We start from the raw sequence: 20756 nt of genomic DNA, 5'->3' as shown, positions 1-20756 counted from the left end.
ATAGGCGATCTGATCATCCGGGACCCTACAGGTAGCTCCTATGGCTTAACCTATCATCCGGTCTCTTACATCTACCGACGATAAAGAAAACGTGACGGAAAGTAGAGTTATGCTTTGGTGGCAACGGTTGCACTCATGAATGCAACATATGTTCTCTTTCTGTCGACAGGCATTGCGCCTTGGTGGAAGTGTCCTTGACAAGAGTTGCCACCGGCTGTCCCGATCCTTTACATTCTGCTATGCGATACCACCTTCCACTAATTACGAAACAAGAGATCAGCCATGAATCTCAACTTCACTCCCGAGGAACTGGCGTTCCGTGATGAAGTCCGGACCTTCTTGAAGAACCAGTTGCCGGACGACATTGCCGCGAAGGTCAAGGGCGGGCGCAAGCTCTCCAAGGAAGACCACCAGCGTTGGCAGCAGATCCTGAGCAAGCAGGGCTGGTATGCGACCCACTGGCCGAAAGAGCATGGCGGCACCGAATGGAGCGCCATTCAGAAGCATATCTTCGACGAGGAGAGTGCGAGTTTCGGCGCTCCCCGCACGATTCCGTTCGGCGTCAACATGGTCGCGCCGGTGATCATCAAGTTTGGCAACGAACAGCAAAAGCAGTACTACCTGCCGCGCATTCTTAGCGGCGAGGACTGGTGGAGTCAGGGCTATTCCGAACCGGGCGCTGGTTCCGATCTAGCATCGCTCAAGACGCGCGCGGTACGCGACGGCGATCACTACATCGTCAATGGCCAGAAGACCTGGACCACGCTGGGCCAGTACGCCAACATGATCTTCTGTCTGGTGCGCACGGATACCGAAGTGCAGCCCCAGCGCGGCATTTCCTTCCTGCTCATCGATATGAACACGCCGGGAATCACCGTGCGTCCGATCATCACTCTCGATGGTGAGCACGAAGTCAACGAAGTGTTCTTCGACGACGTCAAGGTGCCGGTCGAGAATCTGGTGGGCGAGGAAAACAAGGGCTGGACCTACGCCAAGTATCTGCTCACCTATGAGCGTACCGGCCTGGCCGGCATCGGTGCCTCCAAAGCCGCCCTGGCACATCTCAAGCAGCTCGCCGGTCGTCAGCGCAAGAACGGCAAGTCGCTGATGGAAGATGTCAGCTTCCGGCGCCGCATTGCACAGCTGGAAATCGACCTCATGGCGGCGGAAACCAGCAACCTGCGCATCATCGCGGCCGTTGAGGGCGGTGGTGTACCGGGCGCGGAAAGCTCGATGCTGAAGGTTAAGGGCACCGAGATCCGTCAGGCCATCACCGACCTGCTGCGCCGCGCGCTCGGCCCCTACGCGCAGCCGTTCCTGGAAGAGGAACTGGAACTCGGCTACGGCGGCGAGTATCTTTCCGACGAGTTTGCCGCTCCGCTGACACCGCACTACTTCAACATGCGCAAACTGTCGATTTTTGGTGGGTCCAACGAGATCCAGAAGAATATCGTATCCAAGATGATCCTGGAGCTTTAGGAGACCGGCCATGGACTTCAAACTGACCGAAGAGCAGCAGATGCTGCAGGAAACCGCATTGCGTCTGGTGCGGGACGAATACGAATTCGAAAAGCGTGAAACCTATCGCCAGTCCGAGACCGGCTTTAGCGAGGGCTTCTGGCAGCAACTGAGCGAACTGGGGCTGACAGCGATTCCCTTCGCCGAGGAGTACGGCGGTATTGGCGGCGGCGGCGTTGAAACCCAGCTGATGATGACCGAGCTGGGCCGCGGGCTATGCCTGGAGCCGTACATGCAGTCCGTCATCCTCGGCGGCGGGTTGATCACCCAACTGGGTAGCGACAGCCAGAAGGAAGAACTCATTCCGCAGATCGCCGCCGGCGAGCTCAAGCTCGCGGTGGGCCTGCAGGAGCCGCAGAGTCACTACAACCTGGCAGACATCACCACGCGTGCCGAGAAGAGCGGTACCGGCTATCGCCTGAGCGGACGCAAGGCAGTGGTCATCGGCGGACATGTCGCCGACAAGCTGATCGTCTCCGCCCGTGCCGGTGGCGAGGCCGGCGATTCCCAGGGGATCAGCCTGTTTCTGATCGACGGCGACGCTGCGGGACTCGAGAAGCGCGTCTACCCGACCAATGACGGCTTCAAGGGCTGCGACCTGTTCCTAAACGGCGTCGAAGTTCCCGCCAGCGCCCTGCTCGGCGAGGAAGGCAATGCCTACGAAGGTATCCTCTACCAGAGCGGTCGCGCGATCGCGGCGCTGTGCGCCGAGGCCGTGGGCGCCATGGAAGAAACCGTCGCCCTGACGCTGGACTATCTCAAGACCCGCAAGCAGTTCGGCGTTCCCATCGGCAAGTTTCAGGTTCTTCAGCATCGCATGGTGGACATGGGCTCCGAACTGGAACAGGCCCGCTCCATGGCACTGGTCGTCGCCAGCGTGGTGGACGATGCCGCCAGTCCGGCACGTCAGCGTATCCTGTCCGCCGCCAAGAACATCATAGGGCGCTCCGGGCAGTACGTGGCAGAACAGGCCATCCAGTTGCATGGCGGGATCGGCATGACCTGGGAATACAACCTCGCGCATTACGCCAAGCGCCTGATCATGATCAATCATCAACTGGGCGACAACGATCATCATCTCGAAGTCTTCAGCGAACTGATGGACAACGCCTGATTCGTTGGGCCATGCCTGAAGCCAACGCTTCAGGCCGCTCTATTCTCGCCGGCATCCATCGCGCAGCAAAAAACCAGCCAACATGATGTTGGCTGGCTGGGCTGCACTTCTGACCCCGACTCAGTTGGTCTCGATGGGCTTCTGCACAATCTGACCGTCTTCCACCACCGCCATGGTGGTGTCGGTGATAAAACCGCCGTCGTCGGTCACGCCTTTCACGCCATAGACGTTGTACTGGGAACCCATCTCCTTCAGCGCTTCGTCCATGTGGCTGCGGACCTGCTGGGGCTCGGCGCTGCCGGCGAGTTGCATGGCCTTGACCAGCGCATGCAGCGCCAGATAATTGTAGGCAGCTTCGGAGCCCGGCATCTTGTCATGCTCGGTCTGATAGCGTTCGATAAAGCTCTTTGCCGCAGGAGTTTCGTAGACCGACAGCGGGACGACACCGATCGACACTTCGAGCATGTCGAGTCCGCCCGCAACTTTGGCCACCTCATCGAGCTTGGCCTGATCCATCAGAATGAGCGGGCCTTGGAAGCCCAACTGACGCGCCTGCCGAATGACAAGACCGGTCGGCTCGGAGGCGCCACCCACGAACATCACATCCGGATTCGCGGCCATGACCCGACTGACCCCGGTGTAGAAGTCGGCGGACTTGTTGTAATCCATCGGATTGAGCGCCACCACCTCGCCTCCCTTCTCCTTCCAGGCATCCAGTATCATGTCCGTCCAGATCTTGGCGTACTCATGTGTCGCACCGGCGGCACCCAACTTCTTGCCATAATGCTCCAGAGCATAATCGGAAAAGGCATCGAAGTAACCACTGAACTGCGGCGGTATCCGCAGCGTCAATAGATTACCCCGCTGGGTCACCGACGGCATACTGGTGTATGCCATGATCAGGAAGTCGTCCTCCACGTTGAAGTCCTGCAGGGCGAACACCCCGCCGGTATGCGGTACGAAAATGGCGGTGACATCGGATTGCTGTACCAAGCGCTTGACGTTGGTCGCCGCCTGGCTCGGCGAATACTTGTGCGTTCTGCATATACAGCAGCACCCGATCACCCTTGCCCACGCCCTGCTGCTGTAGGTAACCGGCCAGCGCCTCGACCTCACGGAGCAGCTCCGTATAGGTGATCACCGTACCGTAGTAGATGATCGCCGCCTTGTCGGGATAACGCCGGGCGGAAATCTCCAAGTTGGTGAATAGGCTGGTTTCGGGCACCGTTAAATGCTTGGGCAGATGCTCAGGCCAGACAGCGTACTGACGGGTAAACATGGGGGTCGATCTCCTGTTGTTGTGGATTGTGCAGGCCCCGCAACAGCCGCTTGTTTCCATGCCGGTGCGAAGGAGAGTTCACCGGCGTCTCATCCTGTCTTCCTAGCGATTGCTCGATTTCGAATCTGTCATGTATTGTGGATGAGCATCAATAAACATGAAACACAATTTCATTATACAAAATTATAATGTTCTGGAGATCACGACGATGCTTGCCATAGACGAGAAGACACCCGATTTCTCTCCCCAGGTCGCAGACGAACCCTTCGAACCGCTGGCCGAACGCATCCAGGCATATGCCGTCTCTCAACCCGACAAGATGGCGATACACGACCGCGACCAGCATGTGACCTGGAAGACATTGATCGACACGGTCAACGCCATTGCCCACCGACTGCGGGCTCAGGGACTCCAGCCAGGCGACAAGGTGGCGGGACTTTCGGAAAACAGCGTCCGCTACGTCGCGCTGTACTTGGGAGTGCTGGCAGCCGGCGGTTGCATGGTGCCGCTCTCCGGCATGGCCAGCGATGACGCTCTGGAGCTGATGATCGGCGACAGTGACGCCCAGTTCCTGTTCGTGTCGGCGCGCAATCACGAACTGACACAAAACTTTCGCCAACGTCTGGCTGACATCCCCCCCGAGCGGCAGGTTGGCCTGGATTTTCAGGATGCGCACTGGCAAGGATTCGACGACTGGCTGGCAGACGCGCCTCACGACCGTTGCGTGATCGGGGCCACACCGGACCATCCTTTCAACATCATCTACAGTTCTGGCACCACGGGCACGCCCAAGGGCATCCTCCACGACTATCGCTTCCGTTCACGCCAAATTCGGCGCATGACCACCTACGGGCTGGATAATGACGCCATTAATCTCGTCTCCACGCCCCTATACTCCAATACCAGTCTGGTATCGGTATTGCCGACACTGTTCAACGGCGGCACGCTGGTACTGATGGCCAAGTTCGATGCGCGCGGCTTTCTGCAACTGGCCCAGGAATACCGAGTCACGCACGCTATGCTGGTTCCCGTGCAGTACCAGCGCATCCTCGCCGTCGAGGATTTCGATGGCTTCGACCTCTCCAGCTTCCGGCTCAAGCTCTCCACCAGTGCCCCGCTGCGCAGCCAAGTGATTGCCGAGGCCATGCGCCGCTGGCCGGGGAATATTCTCGAAGTCTATGGCCTGACTGAAGGCGGCATTTCCACCAGCCTCGATTGTGCTGCCCATCCAGACAAGTGGGATTCGGTGGGCAAGCCGACCGAAGGTTCGCAGGTGCGCGTCATCGACGAGGGAGGGCGGGAGCTGCCGCAGGGCGAGATCGGTGAGATCGTCGGTCGCGCCGGCGCCATGATGCGGGGCTATTACAAGCGGGACCAGCAGACCCGTGAGATGTTATGGGCCAGCCCCGAGGGCGAGATCTTCCTGCGCAGCGGCGATATGGGGCGTATGGACGAGGATGGCTTCCTGTACATTCTCGATCGACGCAAGGACATGATCATCTCTGGCGGCTTCAACGTCTATCCCGAAGATCTGGAAAAGGCGCTGCTCGCCCATCCAGCCGTGGCCGACGTGGCAGTGATCGGCATCCCCAGCGAGCAATGGGGCGAGACACCGCTGGGCTTAGTCGTACGCCAGACCAACAGCGAAGTGAGCCGCGACGAGCTGCTCGAATGGGCCAATGCGAAACTGGGCAAGACGCAGCGCCTGAGCGGGATCGAGTTTCGTGACACCCTGCCCCGCAGCACGATCGGCAAGATTCTCAAGCGGGAACTGCGCGCTCCCTACTGGGCCCGGTAGAACATTTCTTGCAAACGCCAACGGGCCACGTTACGGGGCCCGTTGGTGGAGGGCTCGTGAGGAAAGCGCGTCGGACTACTTGCCGCGTTCGAGAAAACGCGCCAATGCCGTCTGACAGTCTTCCGACTTGAGCCGTTCGCCGAAATGGTCGCGCTCGAATTCCAGGGTGTCCTTGACCCGAGCCGCCCAGGCCCGACGCATCAGGGCCTTGCTCAGAAGCACTGACTCGCGGGGCTTGGCCGCGAGACTGCGTGCCATTTCCAGCGCCGTCGCCTCCAGCGCCTCGTCCTCCACGACCCGGTTCACCAGGTCGCAGCGCAGCGCGGTATCGGCATCCAGTGCCTCGCCCAGCAGCAGCAGCTCGCTGGCCTTGCGATAGCCCACCATCAGCGGCATCAGAAACGAAGACGCCGCTTCCGGGCACAGCCCCAAGTCGACGAAAGGCGTACGAAAGATCGCGGAGCGAGCGGCGACGACGAAGTCGCAGTGCATCAACAGCGTGGTGCCGATGCCGATGGCCAGTCCCTTGACGGCGGCGATCACCGGCGTCTCGCAATTCATGAGCTGTTCGATGAAGTCCAGCCCGGCGCTGGGTCGCGGCGCGGGATCCTGGACCCGCTCACGGAAATCGAGAATGTCGTTGCCTGTAGTGAAGCAGTCTCCCGCACCGGAAAGCACGATGGCACCGACTGTTTCGTCCCGGTCGGCCTCACGGACCTTGGCCGAGAGTTCGTTGTACATCGCTTCCGTCAGGGCGTTCTTCTTGTCCGGACGGTTGAGTTGAAGATGGCTGACGCCCTGCTCGGTGGAGGCAAGGATGAGTGACGGCTCGGCCATGACGATGGTCTCCTTTCGACCTGCTTGATTCTTGTTGCAGAATAGTGTTTCACAAATGGTGCCGATGAGCGATCCCTCTCAGGCAACAACTCCAACAATGTCATAAGGAGCATGATATGAAGGCCTTGGTCTGCCGTGAATACGGCCCTCCCGAAACCCTGACCTACGAAGACCTGCCCGCGCCCGAGGTAGGCGACAAGCAAGTCCGCATCCAGGTGCACGCCTGCGGCGTCAATTTTCCCGACACCCTGATCATCGAAGGCAAGTATCAGCTCAAGCCGGAAATGCCCTTCTCGCCCGGTGCCGAAGTGGCCGGCGTCGTGGAATCGGTCGGCTCGGCGGTGACCCGCTTCAAGTCGGGCGACCGCGTCATCGCTATGGCCGGCTGGGGCGGTTATGCCGAACAGTTGGTCACCGACGAGGAGCGTGTCACGTCCCTGCCGGAGTCCATGGATTTCGTCACCGGCGCCGGCTTCAGCATGGCTTACGGCACCTCGATGCACGCCCTCCGGCAGCGCGCCCGGCTCCAGTCGGGGGAAACCCTGCTGGTACTCGGCGCTGGTGGCGGCGTCGGCCTGGCCGCGGTCGAGATCGGCCGCAACATGGGCGCACGCGTCATCGCCGCGGCCGGTTCCCAAGAGAAGCTCGACATCGCCCGGGCCGCCGGGGCCACCGAAACCATCAACTATCACGAGGAGTCGATCAAGGATCGCGTCAAGGAGCTGACGGGAGGCCGTGGCGCCGATGTTATCTATGATGCCGTCGGCGGCGACGCCTTCGACGAAAGCCTGCGCTGCATCAACTGGAACGGTCGCCTGCTGGTGGTCGGCTTCGCCAGCGGCCGGATTCCCCAGGCGCCGGCCAACCTGCCGCTTCTCAAGGGAAGCTCGATCGTCGGCGTATTCTGGGGGCGCTTTCGCGCTGAGGAGCCGGAAGAAGACCGCAAGAATTTCCAGACATTGTTCGACTGGCACGCCGCCGGTCAGCTCAAGCCACACATCAGCCACACGCTGCCCCTTTCCCAGGGCGCCGAGGCCATGCGGGTCCTGACCAATCGCGAAGCCATCGGCAAGGTGATCTTGCAAATGGCTTGACCGCCAGCGGACACTGCGACAGCGTCCGCAATGCCCAAGCGCCGAGTCTGCCATCCGTGGCGGATGGCAGACTCGGCGCTCCAGGCAACTCCCCTTCCACCCATCGCGAGAACGTTCATGAAAGTCATTTTCGTTGCCGGAGATCCCAAGCCCGAGCGCTGGACCGACCTGATCCAGGCCGCCCTGCCCGAAGCCGACATCCACGTCTGGAGCCCCGATTCACCGGCCCTGGACGGCGACTACGCCATCGTCTGGCAACCGCCGACCGTGCTGTTCGAGAAGGAGCGCTATCTCAAGGCGATCTTCAATCTGGGCGCCGGTATCGACGCTCTGCTCAGGGTCCCTAATCTGCCTCGCGACGTGCCCGTGGTACGCCTGGAGGACGCCGGCATGGCGGTCCAGATGGCCGAATACGTCGCCTATCACATTGTTGGCATCAGCCGCGACATGGCGGTATACCGGCAGCAGCAGGCCGAGGGCATCTGGAAGATTCGCCGCCCCATCAAGCGCAGCGAATGGCCCATCGGCGTGCTCGGCCTGGGCCACATCGGCAAGCGCGTGGCGCGCACTCTGGCCTCGCTCGACTATCCGGTACACGGCTGGGCACGCTCCGCACATGACATCGAAGGCGTCAAGAGCTTTGCCGGTGCAGACGAGCTCGACGCCTTCCTCGGCGAAACCCGGATCCTGATCAACACCCTGCCGCTGACTGAGGCGACCCTCGATATCATCGACTACGACCTGCTGACCAAGCTCAAGCCGCAGGCCACGGTCATCAACGTCGGCCGCGGCGAGCATCTGGTCGACGACGATCTGTGCCGCAGCATTGAGGAAGGCCACATCAGCCAGGCGGTGCTCGACGTCTTCCGCGAGGAGCCGCTCCCGGCCTCGCATCCTTTCTGGCGCATGCCCCAGGTCACCATCACGCCCCATGTCTCCGCTCGCACCCTGCGCGAGGCGACCGTCGAGCAGATCGCCGCCAAGATCCAGGCGCTCGAGACTGGTCGGGAAATTACCGGCGTGATCGACATCCAGCGCGGCTATTGAGCCGACATGCGGAGCGCGCCGAAGGCGGGCTTCGTGCCCTTGCTACGCGCGTCGTCGTCAAGGTCCCTCTACGTTCTGCCTGAAGGATGCCAGCCTCGCTCGCCGATTTTTCAGGCAGGACTTAATACTACAGTCGTAATTGTTTTATCTACGCTTTGAAGCAGAGCCTTCTTCCGAGACAGGTGTGTCATGGTGTGCTGTGATTCCCTGATTCCATATGCTTCGACGCTATGCCAGCCGGCTGGGCACGCTCTTTCCACGCTCCGAAACGCGCGAGCGAGCCATAGCCTATATCAAGGGGCCGCTGCGCCAATGTGAACGCAAGAATGGCTGGCAGCTTGCCGAGTGGCTGGGCGACGCGACCCCTGATGGCGTGCAATACCTGCTTGAGCGGGCTCGCTGGGACCCAGAGGCGGCGCGTGATATGATGTTGCGCCAGTAGATAACAGACTACCTAGGCTCACCGCACGGCGTGCTGATCCTGGATGAAACGGGTTCATAAAGAAAGGGCAGCACTCCGCCGGTGTTCAGCGCCAGTACAGCGGTACGGCCGGGCGTGTCGAGAACAGCCAGATTGGCGTGTTTCTCTGCTACGCCAGCTCCCAGGGAAGTGTTTTCATCGATCGCGAGCTGTACCTGCCCAAGGCCTGGGCACAGGATCGTGAACGTTGTCGCAAGGCCGGGATTCCCGATGAGGTCGGCTTTGTCAGCAAGCTGGAACTGGCCCGGCGAATGCTGGAACGGGCGCTCGATAACGGCATGCCTGCCGGCTGGGTCGCCGGAGATTCCGTCTATGGAGGCAACACCGTAGCCTTCGCTTTTGGCTCGAAGAGCGGGGGCAGCCTTTTGTCCTCGCCGTGCCATGCAGTGAGCCGTTATGGTGGCAGGGGCCGGAGTATACCCGAGCCGATACGATTGCAGAGGCGTTGTCGCCCGACATCTGGCGCCGGCTATCCGCCGGCAGCGGCAGCAAGGGCGAGCGCTGGTACGACTGGGCCATGTCCCCCTTATGGCGCCTTCAATTATCGGAAGAAGAGCAACACTGGGGCTAATATCTGTTAATTCACCAATCGTGCACTGACCNTGGTCCGAATTTCGGGGACCACTTCACTCATCCAGGGTGGCGCCCAGCGCCATGAAAGCGTCTTGATAGCGAGTGTAGCGTCGATCATTGCTGCACCAGCGCTGCTGCGCGCTCATTGCGTCGCGCACCACCAGCAGCAGCTCACCGGGGCGTGCGTCGCTGGTGATCACGTCTACAGAGGCCATGACGCCGCAGCCACTACCGACCGGGCGTTCTACGTAGCGCTTGCTCCCCGCGATCAGGTCTCATTGGATGCCCTGATCCGGGTCGCCGGCCAGCGTTGGCATATCGAGCAAGCCTTTCAGACCGCTAAGGGAGAATGTGGCCTGGATCAGTATAAGGTCCGTCGCTGGTCGGGCTGGTACCGGCACATCACGCTCGCTCTTCTGGCCCATGCCTTGCTCGTTGTGATGCGCCAAGCAGCCCAGCAAAAAAACAGTCCACACACGAATCGGTCTGACACTGCCGGAGATCAGGAAGTTACTGATTCGCCTGGTGTGGCGGGGCATGGAAACCGCTGCGCACTGGTGGCATTGGTCCGACTGGCGTCGACGGCACCAGTACCGTGCCTGGCAGTGCCACCGTAAAAGGCGGCAGAAGTATGCCGAAGCTTCACAGCAATTACGGCTGTAGTATTAAAGCCAGGCCATCAGCGCCAGCAGCGTCATGATCGGCGGCAGACACACCAGAGCGAACGGCGCGTTCCAGCCGAACGCCACGGTGTACTTGGAAATGCGTCCGAAGCGGGCCAAGGTCATGGCCGACGGCCCGAAGGGCGACAACATCATGGCCAGGGAGAAGCCGACCACCAGCCCCGTGCCGATGGTCAGCACCGACACGTCGGCTTCCTGCACGCGCGACAGCACGCCGGCCAGAAAGCTCAGCACGGCGATCGGGGCGATTCCCAGCGCTGCGGCTGCCGGCAGGATCAGCATGCCGGCGACCGCCAATGCCAGCTCGTGATGGGCGGACAACAGCGCGGGATCGATCAGCTCGACGGGAATCAACGAGGCCAGTACGCTGCCCAGCGCCGCCGAACTGGCGAAGATGCACATCTCGTTGCGCAGTGCCACGGTATTGGCCGCCACCTCGCGCGCCGTCTCCTGCGGCCGGCGCTCGGCAAGCAGCAGAAATCCCACGCTCACGCCGGGCACCATCAGCATGGCTGCCCGCGACACGTTGAGCTCTGTCGTCGCCACGATTCCGCCCATGGCCGTTAGCAAGACGCCGATCAGGACCATCAGTGTCATCGTGCCCGCAGGCGCCCTCTCGAGCCGCACCCGCTGGCCGCTGATCGCCACGAAGCGATGCTGCTCCAGCCCCCAGCCGATCAGCAGGAACGTTCCGGCGACCAGGGCGGTATAGGGCAACAGACTGGCCCAGGTCAGCGCCGGCACCTCGCGTGTCACGATCGCCACAGCGACGCTGGTCGGCGCGATGAGCGGCACCAGGGCGAAGCCGCGCAGCGTCACGCCGAGCAGACAGCGCAACCATTCGAGACGCTGGGGATAGTGGATGCCCCGCTGATCGAGCGTCTCTGTCAGCCCCCCGCAGAGAACGTTCATCATCCCGAAGTTGAGGACCGACGCCATGGTGCAGCTGGCCAGGGCGTACTTGGGATACAGCCACAGCGGACGCCCGCCCAGCAGGATGTCATGGATGCGCCGCAGTGCATCGAAGCGCCTCACCAGACACTGCATCTGGCCCAGACTGCCCAGGAAGCCGGCATAGAAGGCCGCGGCCTCGATCGCACCGCTCAGGCGCTGCGGCGTCATGCGCCCCGTCAGCGTCACGGCGAGCAGACAGAGCATCGTGACGACAGCAAGCAGTTGCGCATAGCGCTCCAACTGGCGAAACGCCAGAGTGAAATAACACACGAAGCTGCCGCAGGCCAGATAGCTGAGTGCATCGAGCCCGCTGACAATGGCCAACAGCTCGAGCAGGACACCGACCGGGAGCCAGGCGCCGCTCATCGTGGCGCACGAATGGCGAGGGAAAGGCACGGTTCGCAGGGCATCATGGGACGCGCCGTGCAAGACGGGCCTCGCAGAGGCCCGTCAGTTACCGTCACGCCAGGTGGCGTTGTCGACGTCATACGGCGTAGACATGGCCGTTGCTTTCGAGCAGACGCAGCAGCGCCGGCCAGGTCAGCTTGGCCGCCTTGCCCAGATCGCCCGACTGCTGCCGGGTGGTCTCGATCGCCGCTTCCGAGGGCAGATGGGTCGGACCGCAGGCCTGGGCGCGCACCTGGATCTCGCAGGCTTTCATCAGGAAGTAGAGATAGGTGAAGGCCTCCGCCACGCTCTTGCCCACCGTGAGCGTGCCGTGATTGCGCAGCATCATCATCTGCTTGTCGCCCAGATCGCGAATCAGCCGCTCGCGCTCGTCCAGGTTCAGCGCTACGCCTTCGTAGTGGTGATAGCTGATGTGGCCGAGACACAGCATGGCGGTCTGGCTCAGCGGCAGCAGACCGTCGCGATGCGCCGAGACGGCAGTGCCATCCGCGGCATGCAGATGCATAACCGCGCCGGCATCCTCGCGTCCCATGTGCACGGCGCTGTGGATGGTGAAGCCGGCCGGATTGACCCGGTGCAAGCTGCCGCTCTGCATGATCTGGCCGTCGCGATCAACCTTGACCAGAGACGAGGCGGTGATCTCCTGAAACAGCAGCCCGTAGGGGTTGATCAGGAAATGGTGCTCGGGGCCGGGAACCCGGGCCGAGAGATGGGTGAAGACCAGATCGTCCCAGCCGAAGTGGGCCACCAGACGATAAGCCGCGGCCAGGTCCTTGCGGACCTGCCATTCTGCGTCCTGATTGGGGGGTTGCTGTGCCGGTTGCATTTGTTTCATTTGTTTTTGTCTCCTAGTCGCTGGCGTAGCGCCGCGGGCCGGCATCCCGGCCCGCGGCACACATCAGGCGGTCGCCTGCCCGTCATGCTTGCGTTTCTCTTCATCCTGCAGGACCCGCCACATCAGCTTGCCGGTGGAGGAGCGCGGCAGGCTCTCGCGGAACTCGACATAGACCGGCACCTTGTAGGCAGCCATCTCCTCCCGGCACCAGTCGATGATGTCCTGCTCGCTGACCTTGCCCGCCTGCTCCTCATGCAGCATGATGCAGGCCTTGACCGTCTCGCCGCGGCGCGGATCGGGGGTGGAAATGATGCAGCACTCCTGGATCGCCGGATGACGGTACATCAGGCTCTCCACCTCCGAGGGCCAGACCTTGAAGCCCGAGGCGTTGATCATGCGCTTGACCCGGTCGACCATGAAGAAGTAGCCCTCCTCGTCGTAGTAGCCCAAGTCGCCGGTACGGAAGAAGCGCTTGCCGTCGAGTTCGATGAAGGCCCGCTCGGTCTCCTCGGGGCGGTTCCAGTAGCCTTGGAAGACTTGCGGCCCGTGGCTGACGATCTCACCCACCTGTTCCGGGCCCAGTTCCTCCTGGGTGGAGACGTCGATGATCCGGCAGTCGACGTCGAACACCGGTATGCCCAGACACTGCGGCTTGGGATTGTCGGCGGGATTGATGTGCGTGGCGGCGATGGTTTCCGACAGCCCGTAGCCTTCGATGTAGTGCAGCCCGGTCAGGCGCTGCAGTTTCGCTTCGACAGCCTTGGGCATCGCCGCGCCCCCGCCGCCGATGCTGACGAGACTCGACAGGTCGTACTGCTCGACGTCGGGATCGGACAGGAAATCCATGGCCATGGTGGCGATGTTGACCCAGGCGGTGACGCGATAGCGCTCGATGAGCTTGGCCGCCACCCGACGATCCCAGCGGGTCATGATCACCGCCGTCGCCCCGTTGTAGATGGGCCCACTCATCGCCCCCTGCATGCCAGTGACGTGAAAGTAAGGCAGGGTCGCCAGGACCACGGTTTCGCTGGTGTTCTGGTTCCAGACCGCGCGATGCAGGGCCGTCGCCATCGCCGAACGGTGGGTGTGCATGCAGCCCTTGGGCGCCCCGGTGGTACCGGAACTGTACGGGAACACGCAGTAGTCGTCGGGGCCCGCGGTATGCGCGCCGGCGGCATGGCCGGCTTCCAGCGCCTCGCGCCAGCCGATGCCGCCGGCGAAATCGACCGCTTCGAGCGGCGCCTGAACCTCCTTCGGCAGCGTCAGATCGGTGGGCTGGCGCAAGTATTCGGCGTAGGCGGTGACGATGATCCGCTTGAGCCGCTCGGTGCCGACCAGCGATGCGATCTGCGCCGTCATCTCCTGGCCGCAGATGCAGATTTCGGCGCCAGTGTCGCTCAGGTAGTGCTCCAGCTCCGCGGTGTGGTTCATCGGGTTGACCGGCACCACCACAGCATCCGCCCGCAGGATGGCGTAGTAGGCGATGGTGAACTGCGGCGCGTTCTGCATGTAGAGCAGCACGCGGTCGCCCTTCTTCACGCCCTGGTGCTGCAGGTAGCCGGCCAGCACCTCGACCTCCCGCAGCAGCTCGGCATAGGTGATCAGCGTGTCGTAGTAGACAATCGCCGTCTTGTCGGGATAACGCCGTGCCGACACGTCCAGATTGGTGAACAGGCTGGTTCCGGGCACCGTCAAATGCTTGGGCAGATGCTCAGGCCAGACAGCGTAATGACGGGTAAACATGTATAGCAATCTCCTTAACCGAACGTCAGGTCAGATCGGCGACGCTCTGCTCTTCGCCCAGCGCAAGCCAGCCTTGGGTTTCCCGCAGCGCGGTGATGGCGATCCGGTTGTCGCGCAGGGCGCTGATGTCGGCCTCCGGCGCCACGATGTGCTTGGAGGAACGCTCGAAGCCCAGCCACCAGTACGGCAGCCCGCGGGCGTCCTCGCCGGCCAGCAGCCGGGGTCGTTGAATCGAGCCGCGGGACTCGCGCACCATGCGCAGTTGCGTGATGTCGCGTGCGTTGCAGGCGGGAAAGTTGACGTTCCAGCAGCAACCCGTGCCTTGGCGCTGCTGCCATAACCTGCGGATCATGGGGGCCGCGAAGGTTTCCGCGGGCGACCAGTCGACCTTGTCGCGCTCGAAGAAGGCCTGGCTCAGGGCGATGGCGGGCAGACCGAGCAAATCGGTGGAAAGCACGGCGCCTACGGTGCCGGAATACGGCACCGAGTCGCCAACGTTGGTGCCGCAGTTGACACCGGACAGCACCACGTCGGGCGGTGTGTCCTGCAGCCATTCGGCCATAGCGAACATCACGCAGTCGGCCGGTGTCCCGGAAACCGCGAAGCGCCGAGTGTCGTGCTTGAAGACCCGCAGCGGCGAGTGCAGCGAAATGCTCTGCCCGGTACCGCTCTGATCGTGCTCGGGCGCCACCACCCACACCTCGTCGGCCAGGCCGGCGGCGATGCGCTCGAGAATCGCCAACCCGGGGGCGGCGATGCCATCGTCGTTAGTCAGCAGCACACGGCGAAACGGCCGCTCGCTCATGACAAGGCTCCTTGTTCGCCGCGCTGGGCGATCTGCCAGCCGGTCTCGGCCAGAATGCCGGCGCGCTGCCCCACTTCCAGCGCGTTGGCATTGCTCGCGTTACCCTGCAGGGCCCGGGCGTAGACCCCCTGCAGGATCGCCGCTAGGCGGAACAGCGAGAACGCCAAGAACACGTGCCAGTCGCCGATCTCCTGGCGTCCTGTCCTGCGACAGTAACGCTCGAGTACTTCCGCTTCGGAGGGAATTCCCTGCGCCTGCAGGTCAGTGCCGATCAGACCGCGCATGCCCTCCATGTCGGCGGGCAAGTGGTACGGCAGGCAGCAGTAGGCCAGATCCGCCAGCGGGTGCCCCAGAGTGGACAGCTCCCAGTCGAGAATCGCCGCTACGCGCGGCTCGTCGGGGGCGAAGATCAGGTTGCCCAGGCGATAGTCGCCGTGCGCGATGGCGCTTTCGTCACGTGCCGGCATATGCTCCGGCAGCCAGGTCATCAGCCGCTCCATAGCCGGCATGTCACCGGTGCGCGAGGCCTGGTACTGCCCGCTCCAGCGCTTGACCTGGCGCGCGACGTAGCCCTTCGGCTTGCCGTAGTCGCCCAGCCCCACCGCGTCCGGATCGACCTGGTGCAGTTCGGCCAGGGTGGCGATGGCCGCCATGTGAATGTCCCGGCGTCCGGCCTTCTCCACTTCCTGCAGCGCCGGATGGGTCAGCACCCGTCCACTGATGTAGTCCATGACGTAGAACGGCGTGCCGATGATGCCGTCGTCCTCGCACAGCACGTGGGTCTGCGGCACGGGCAGCGCCGTGTGCTCCGCCAGGGCACGGATCACCCGGTATTCGCGCTCCACCATGTGCGCCGAAGGCAGCACCTTGCCGGGCGGCTTCTTGCGCAGCACGTAACGGCGCCCGGCCGTTTCTAGCAGGTAGGTGGGATTGGACTGCCCGCCTTGGAACTGGAGTACGCTCAGATCGTCCATGGCCGGAAGATAGTCGCGGAGATAGCGGGCCAGCGCCGCTTCATCGAAGCGGTGCGCCGGCAGTACCTCGATCAGTTGTGGATCGCTCATGAGGAACCTCAGCAGGCCGTTTCGCCGCCATCCGCCACGATCACCTGTCCGGTGATGTAGGCACTGGCGGGAGTCGACAAGAACACAGCCAGCCCGGCGATATCCACGGGGTCGCCGATGCGACGCAGCGGCGTCTTGTCCTCAGCCTGCTTGACACGCTTCGGATCCTCCCACAGGGCCTTGGCGAAATCGGTGCGGATCAGTCCCGGCGCGATGGCGTTGACGCGGATGCCCTTGGGCCCCCACTCCACCGCCAGGTTGCGTGCCAGTGCCGCTTCGGCCGCCTTGGAGACACCGTAGGTGCCGATCACGGTATTGCCCCGTAGCGCAGCGATGCTCGACAGTAGGATCACGCTACCCTCGCCGCGCTCGGCCATCTGCGGCAGCACCATGTTGGTGAGCCAGAAGGTGCCCTTGACGTTGGTATCCATGATCTTGTCCCAGGCGTCATCGGTCATCCCGCTGGTCGGACCGTACACCGGGTTGGTGGCGGCGTTGCAGACCAGCACGTCGATACGCCCCCAGGTCTGCAGGGTGATGTCGACGAGACGCTGCAGGTCCTCCTTGCGGCCCACGTGACAGGGCACGGCGACGGCCTCGTGGCCCGCCTCCTTCAGTTCGTTGGCCACGGCCTCGCAGGCGTCCGCCTTGCGGCTCGAGATCACCACCTTGGCCCCGCACTTGGCCATTTCCTCGGCGATCGAGCGGCCGATGCCCTTGGTAGAACCGGTGATTAGCGCCACCTTGCCGGTCAAATCGAACAATGGATTGTTCATGGGTAGAGCTTCCTTTCAGGGATTCGGAAGCCCGACCATCCCCGCGGGTGGTCGAGCTCTGAAGACAGTCGGGATCAGCGCTGCGGGGCGTAGGGACGCATCTCGAGCTTGGCGATGGCATCCAGATGCACCTCGTCCGGTCCATCTGCCAGACGCAGGGTGCGAATGCGCGCCCATGAAGCGGCCAGGAAGCTGTCCTGGCAGACCCCCATCGCCCCGTGCGCCTGGATGGCCCGATCAAGGACCTTCAGCGCCATGCTCGGCGCCGCCACCTTGATCATGGCGATTTCCTGGCGTGCCACCTTGTTGCCCACCGTATCCATCATGTGCGCCGCCTTGAGGGTCAGCAGACGGGTCTGCTCGATCTCGATTCGCGAGCGGGCGATGTCCTTGCGGATGGAGTCGAACCTGGCCAGCGGCTTGCCGAACGCCTCGCGCTCGTGAACGCGTTCGCACATCGCCTGCAGGGCGCGTTCGGCCACGCCGATGGTGCGCATGCAGTGGTGGATGCGCCCCGGGCCCAGGCGGCCCTGGGCGATCTCGAAGCCACGCCCCTCTCCCAGCAGCATATTGCTGGCCGGCACCCGCACGTTATCGTAGTGGATCTCGGCATGGCCGTGCGGCGCATGGTCGTAGCCGAAGACGGTCAGTGGGCGCACGATCTTCACCCCGGGGGTATCAAGCGGCACCAGGATCATCGACTGTTGCTTGTGACGCTCGGCACCAGGGTCACTCTTGCCCATGACGATGGCAATCTTGCAGGTCGTGGTCATGGCGCCGGAGGACCACCACTTGCGGCCGTTGACGACGTACTCGTCGCCTTCGCGTCGGATCTCGCAGGCGATGTTGGTGGCGTCCGACGAGGCGACTTCGGGTTCGGTCATGGAGAAGCAGGAGCGGATCTCGCCGTCGAGCAGCGGGCGCAGCCACTGCTCCTGCTGTTCCGGGGTGCCGTAGCGGGCCAGGACCTCCATGTTGCCGGTATCCGGGGCCGAGCAGTTGAAGACCTCCGAGGCGATGTGCGAACGTCCCATCACCTCGCAGAGGTGGGCGTACTCGAAGTTGCTCAGCCCGGCGCCGAACTCGCTTTCCGGCAGGAACAGGTTCCACAGCCCCTGCTCCTTCGCCTTGGCCTTGAGCTCCTCCAGGATGGGCGGCGGCACCCAGCGGTTCTCCGCCTGGGCCGTCTGCTCGTGGAAGACGTGCTCGTTGGGATAGATGTGCTGATCCATGAAGGTCAGCAACCGATCCCGGATCTGCTGCGCTTTTTCCGAAAGCTCAAACATGGCTGTTTTCCTTGTTGTCCTGTGCCGCAAGAGTAAACGGCACCCCTTCTGGATGTTCGCTGCCGGAACGCAGACGGAAGGTGCCTTCGCCGATGGCGAGCAGCCTCCCGTCCTGATCGCGTATTTCCCCGGAGCTGTTGAATACCCGGCTCCCCCCTGCCCGCCTGGTTCCCACGGCGCGAATCACGCCATCCGAGCACTACCCGGTGAAGGTAGTGGTCAACGACAGGGTGATGGCCTTGCGGATGCGGCCCGGATAGGGGCAGTAGACGCCCGCCTGGGCCAGCACGACGTCGAGGAGCGAAGTGAGTACGCCGCCGTGGATGACCCCGCCCAGATTGAGATGACGAGGAGCGATCTCCAGCTCGATGACGGCCTCCTCCTCGCTCCACGCCACCTGACGGTATCCCAGCACCTGGTGAAAGCCCGGCAGATCCTTGCCGCCGCAGATAGGTAAGCTGCCATCCTCCCGGTTGTGTGACTGAGCCGTCATGGCCTTGCTCCTGTGCAGTTCTGTTGTGGCGTCAGACTTTCATGCCGGGCAGGTTGAGCGAGGCGGTGTTCCCGCCATCTACCGGCAACGCCTGACCGGTGATAAAGCTAGCATCGTCGCTGGCCAGGAAGGCGATCGCCGCGGCGACCTCCTTGGGATGCCCGTAACGGCGAAGCTCGCAGCGCGAACCGAGCTTGTACTCTTTGCCCCTGGCACGGGCGGTCTCGAAGACGCGTCGTGTCATGCCGGTCTCGACCAGGCCGGGGCAGACTGCATTGACCCGCACGTTGAACTCGCCCAGATCACAGGCACTGGTCATGGTGAGGTTGATGACGGCAGCCTTAGAGGCGCTGTAGGCGTTGCCGCCGGCCCCGGAGCGAATGCCGGCCACCGAGGCGGTATTGACGATGGAGCCTTGACCGCGCGCCTGCATGGATGGAGCGACATGTTTGATGAACAGCATCGTCCCGATCAGGTTGACGCCCAAGACCCGTTCCCATTCGCCACGTTCCTGCTCGGCGATCGGCGGATAGCCGCTGCCGGTGATGCCAGCGTTGTTGCAGAGCACGTCGACCTGTCCGAAACGCTCGAGCGTCTGAGACACGACGGTCTCGACCGCCGCCTCGTCGGCAATGTCGATCTCGCACGTCAGCGACTCGGTGTCGTAGGGCAACTGCTCCCGGGTCTGCGCCAGCCCTTCCGCGGACCAGTCGACCAGTGCCAAGCTGGCGCCTTCGCTCGCCAGGCGCAGCGCCGTGGCGCGCCCAATACCGCTGCCGGCTCCTGTCACGATGGCCACCCGTCCCTGAAAGCGCATAGCAAGGCTCCTTCATCCGTTGCAGACTTTGCTGCGTTCGCTGGCTTTCGAATTTGTCATGTCTGGTCGTGAAGCGTCAACATTTACGGAATCTAATTTCATTAGACAAAACGCTAATGGTCAGCTCCCGCGCAAAGATGGCTGAACCGAAATAGCATCCACCATCGATACATCGGCCGAGGTCTCCATGTCGGCTCGGCTTGAAGACAACACCGCATTTACACGCTTAATAGTTACGAAATGCGGCGAAACGCGCGTGCTCCACCGAATCATTTGCCGAAAACCGCTTCCCGCCTCTTCGAAGCTGTATGGCGAGACGGCTCAAGCCGTCACCGATCGCTCAGCCAGAGGCAATGCCGACCTGGACAAAGGGCTGTAACGCTACCGACACTTGGTCGCGAACGCCTTTGCGCAGTTAAAGCACACCGCGCAAAGGCGTTCCGTTATGACAAGCTGAAGCGGAATTAGGAGAACATGGTGACCATGGCGTGTGGGTTGCTCTGGCTAACCAGGTGAAACGTCAACAGCCCCTAACGGTTTCCCGTAGGGGACTTACCCCCCAAGTTATCCCGAGGCCCCACCCTCGGGAACAGCGCCTGACTGACGCACCACCATAAAGGCGCCACCTGTCGGGCGGCGTCTGCCATCGCAAGGTTTGGCGGTTAGCGGTCGACGACTCTGCTACACGGGTCAGGTGTGCAAGCGCACCAGCATCTTGCCCTGATTTCCCCCTTCGAAGAGCTTGAGGAAAGCATCCGGGGCTCTCTCGAGTCCCTCCTCAATAGTTCCTGATAATCGATGTCGCCATGCTCAACATGCGGCGCCACCTCGTCCAGAAACTGCAGGTAGTGGTCCCAGTTCTCCCCGACAATGAAGCCCTGCATACGTGCTCGCTTGGAGGTCAACAAAAATAGGTTCGACGGTCCCGGTTGCGGTGTCGTGTCATTGTAGCGCTCGATCATGCCACATACGGCGATACGTCCATGATCGCGTAAATTGTTAAGCGCCGCTTCCAGTAGCGCGCCCCCCACGCTCAAAATAGACATTAACCCCCTCGGGACAGGCCTTCTTGAGATCTTTGATCAGCTCCTGAGCATCCTTGTCGCGATAGCTGACCGCACTGTAGTGGTTCACTAAAACCGGACACCCAT

The 20756-nt window shown here is 62.5% G+C and carries 16 protein-coding genes and 2 pseudogenes; 6 read left to right on the top strand and 12 right to left on the bottom strand.

All coding sequences use genetic code 11. The features are described 5' to 3' along the window. Positions 1-282 precede the first annotated feature (282 nt). A complete protein-coding gene (locus CCD76_RS17545) occupies positions 283-1479 on the top strand; it encodes an acyl-CoA dehydrogenase family protein (RefSeq protein ID WP_087720750.1) in 1197 nt (398 codons plus the stop codon). Between the two features lie 10 nt (positions 1480-1489). After that, complete coding sequence (locus CCD76_RS17540; protein ID WP_087720748.1) at positions 1490-2632, top strand: acyl-CoA dehydrogenase family protein; 1143 nt, start codon at positions 1490-1492, stop codon at positions 2630-2632. A gap of 120 nt (positions 2633-2752) precedes the next feature. On the opposite strand, the gene CCD76_RS17535 is transcribed toward CCD76_RS17540, so the two are convergent. Continuing rightward, positions 2753-3697: an ABC transporter substrate-binding protein gene (locus CCD76_RS17535; RefSeq protein WP_218777070.1), complete on the bottom strand. Its 945-nt coding sequence runs from the start codon at positions 3695-3697 to the stop codon at positions 2753-2755. Beyond that, positions 3681-3911: pseudogene (locus CCD76_RS17530) on the bottom strand (AMP-binding protein); the annotation flags it as partial. The gene CCD76_RS17535 and the pseudogene CCD76_RS17530, both read right to left, overlap by 17 nt. Before the next feature lie 208 nt (positions 3912-4119). Between CCD76_RS17530 and CCD76_RS17525 the strand changes: the two are divergent. Then, positions 4120-5709 (top strand): class I adenylate-forming enzyme family protein, encoded by a 1590-nt coding sequence (locus tag CCD76_RS17525; protein WP_087720744.1) that lies wholly within the window; start codon positions 4120-4122, stop codon positions 5707-5709. A 75-nt stretch (positions 5710-5784) separates the two neighbouring features. Here the strand turns inward: CCD76_RS17525 and CCD76_RS17520 are convergent, their stop codons facing one another. Continuing rightward, positions 5785-6546, bottom strand: a complete 762-nt coding sequence (locus CCD76_RS17520) for an enoyl-CoA hydratase/isomerase family protein (protein ID WP_087720743.1) — start codon at positions 6544-6546, stop codon at positions 5785-5787. Positions 6547-6662: 116 nt separating this feature from the next. On the opposite strand from CCD76_RS17520, the gene CCD76_RS17515 reads away from it, so the two are divergent. The 3 genes and pseudogenes from CCD76_RS17515 (at position 6663) to CCD76_RS20690 (ending at position 10358) form a co-directional block, all read left to right on the top strand. Next, a complete protein-coding gene (locus tag CCD76_RS17515) occupies positions 6663-7640 on the top strand; it encodes an NADPH:quinone oxidoreductase family protein (protein ID WP_087720741.1) in 978 nt (325 codons plus the stop codon). Between the two features lie 117 nt (positions 7641-7757). Continuing rightward, positions 7758-8687, top strand: coding sequence for a 2-hydroxyacid dehydrogenase (locus tag CCD76_RS17510; RefSeq protein WP_087720739.1), 930 nt, complete (start codon positions 7758-7760; stop codon positions 8685-8687). A gap of 217 nt (positions 8688-8904) precedes the next feature. After that, a pseudogene (locus CCD76_RS20690) lies at positions 8905-10358 on the top strand (IS701 family transposase). Between the two features lie 48 nt (positions 10359-10406). Here the strand turns inward: CCD76_RS20690 and CCD76_RS17495 are convergent. From CCD76_RS17495 to CCD76_RS17455, 9 genes are all read right to left on the bottom strand, one after another. Continuing rightward, positions 10407-11744, bottom strand: coding sequence for a hypothetical protein (locus CCD76_RS17495; RefSeq protein WP_087720734.1), 1338 nt, complete (start codon positions 11742-11744; stop codon positions 10407-10409). Between the two features lie 118 nt (positions 11745-11862). Next, positions 11863-12621, bottom strand: a complete 759-nt coding sequence (locus CCD76_RS17490) for a class II aldolase/adducin family protein (RefSeq protein WP_087720732.1) — start codon at positions 12619-12621, stop codon at positions 11863-11865. Between the two features lie 63 nt (positions 12622-12684). Then, on the bottom strand, positions 12685-14364 hold the full coding sequence (locus tag CCD76_RS17485) for a long-chain fatty acid--CoA ligase (protein ID WP_087720730.1): 1680 nt from the start codon (positions 14362-14364) through the stop codon (positions 12685-12687). 25 nt (positions 14365-14389) lie between these two features. Further along, complete coding sequence (gene surE / locus CCD76_RS17480) at positions 14390-15169, bottom strand: 5'/3'-nucleotidase SurE (protein ID WP_087720728.1); 780 nt, start codon at positions 15167-15169, stop codon at positions 14390-14392. Beyond that, positions 15166-16233 carry a phosphotransferase gene (locus CCD76_RS17475; RefSeq protein ID WP_087720726.1) on the bottom strand — a complete coding sequence of 356 codons (1068 nt, stop codon included), beginning with the start codon at positions 16231-16233 and terminating at the stop codon, positions 15166-15168. Before CCD76_RS17475 ends, surE begins: the two co-directional genes overlap by 4 nt. An 8-nt stretch (positions 16234-16241) precedes the next feature. Beyond that, complete coding sequence (locus CCD76_RS17470; protein ID WP_087720724.1) at positions 16242-17009, bottom strand: SDR family NAD(P)-dependent oxidoreductase; 768 nt, start codon at positions 17007-17009, stop codon at positions 16242-16244. 74 nt (positions 17010-17083) lie between these two features. Continuing rightward, a complete protein-coding gene (locus CCD76_RS17465; RefSeq protein ID WP_087720722.1) occupies positions 17084-18295 on the bottom strand; it encodes an acyl-CoA dehydrogenase family protein in 1212 nt (403 codons plus the stop codon). 199 nt (positions 18296-18494) lie between these two features. Then, a complete protein-coding gene (locus tag CCD76_RS20595; protein ID WP_306298814.1) occupies positions 18495-18788 on the bottom strand; it encodes a PaaI family thioesterase in 294 nt (97 codons plus the stop codon). A gap of 31 nt (positions 18789-18819) precedes the next feature. Further along, the gene (locus CCD76_RS17455; protein WP_087720719.1) at positions 18820-19605 is read right to left on the bottom strand and encodes an SDR family NAD(P)-dependent oxidoreductase; all 786 of its coding nucleotides are present in this window, start codon (positions 19603-19605) and stop codon (positions 18820-18822) included. Positions 19606-20756 lie beyond the last annotated feature (1151 nt).

The sequence above is a fragment of the Salinicola salarius genome, assembly GCF_002179555.1.
In the GTDB taxonomy this organism is placed as follows: Bacteria; Pseudomonadota; Gammaproteobacteria; order Pseudomonadales; family Halomonadaceae; genus Salinicola; species Salinicola salarius_A.
This window is presented reverse-complemented; position numbering and strand designations above follow the sequence as displayed.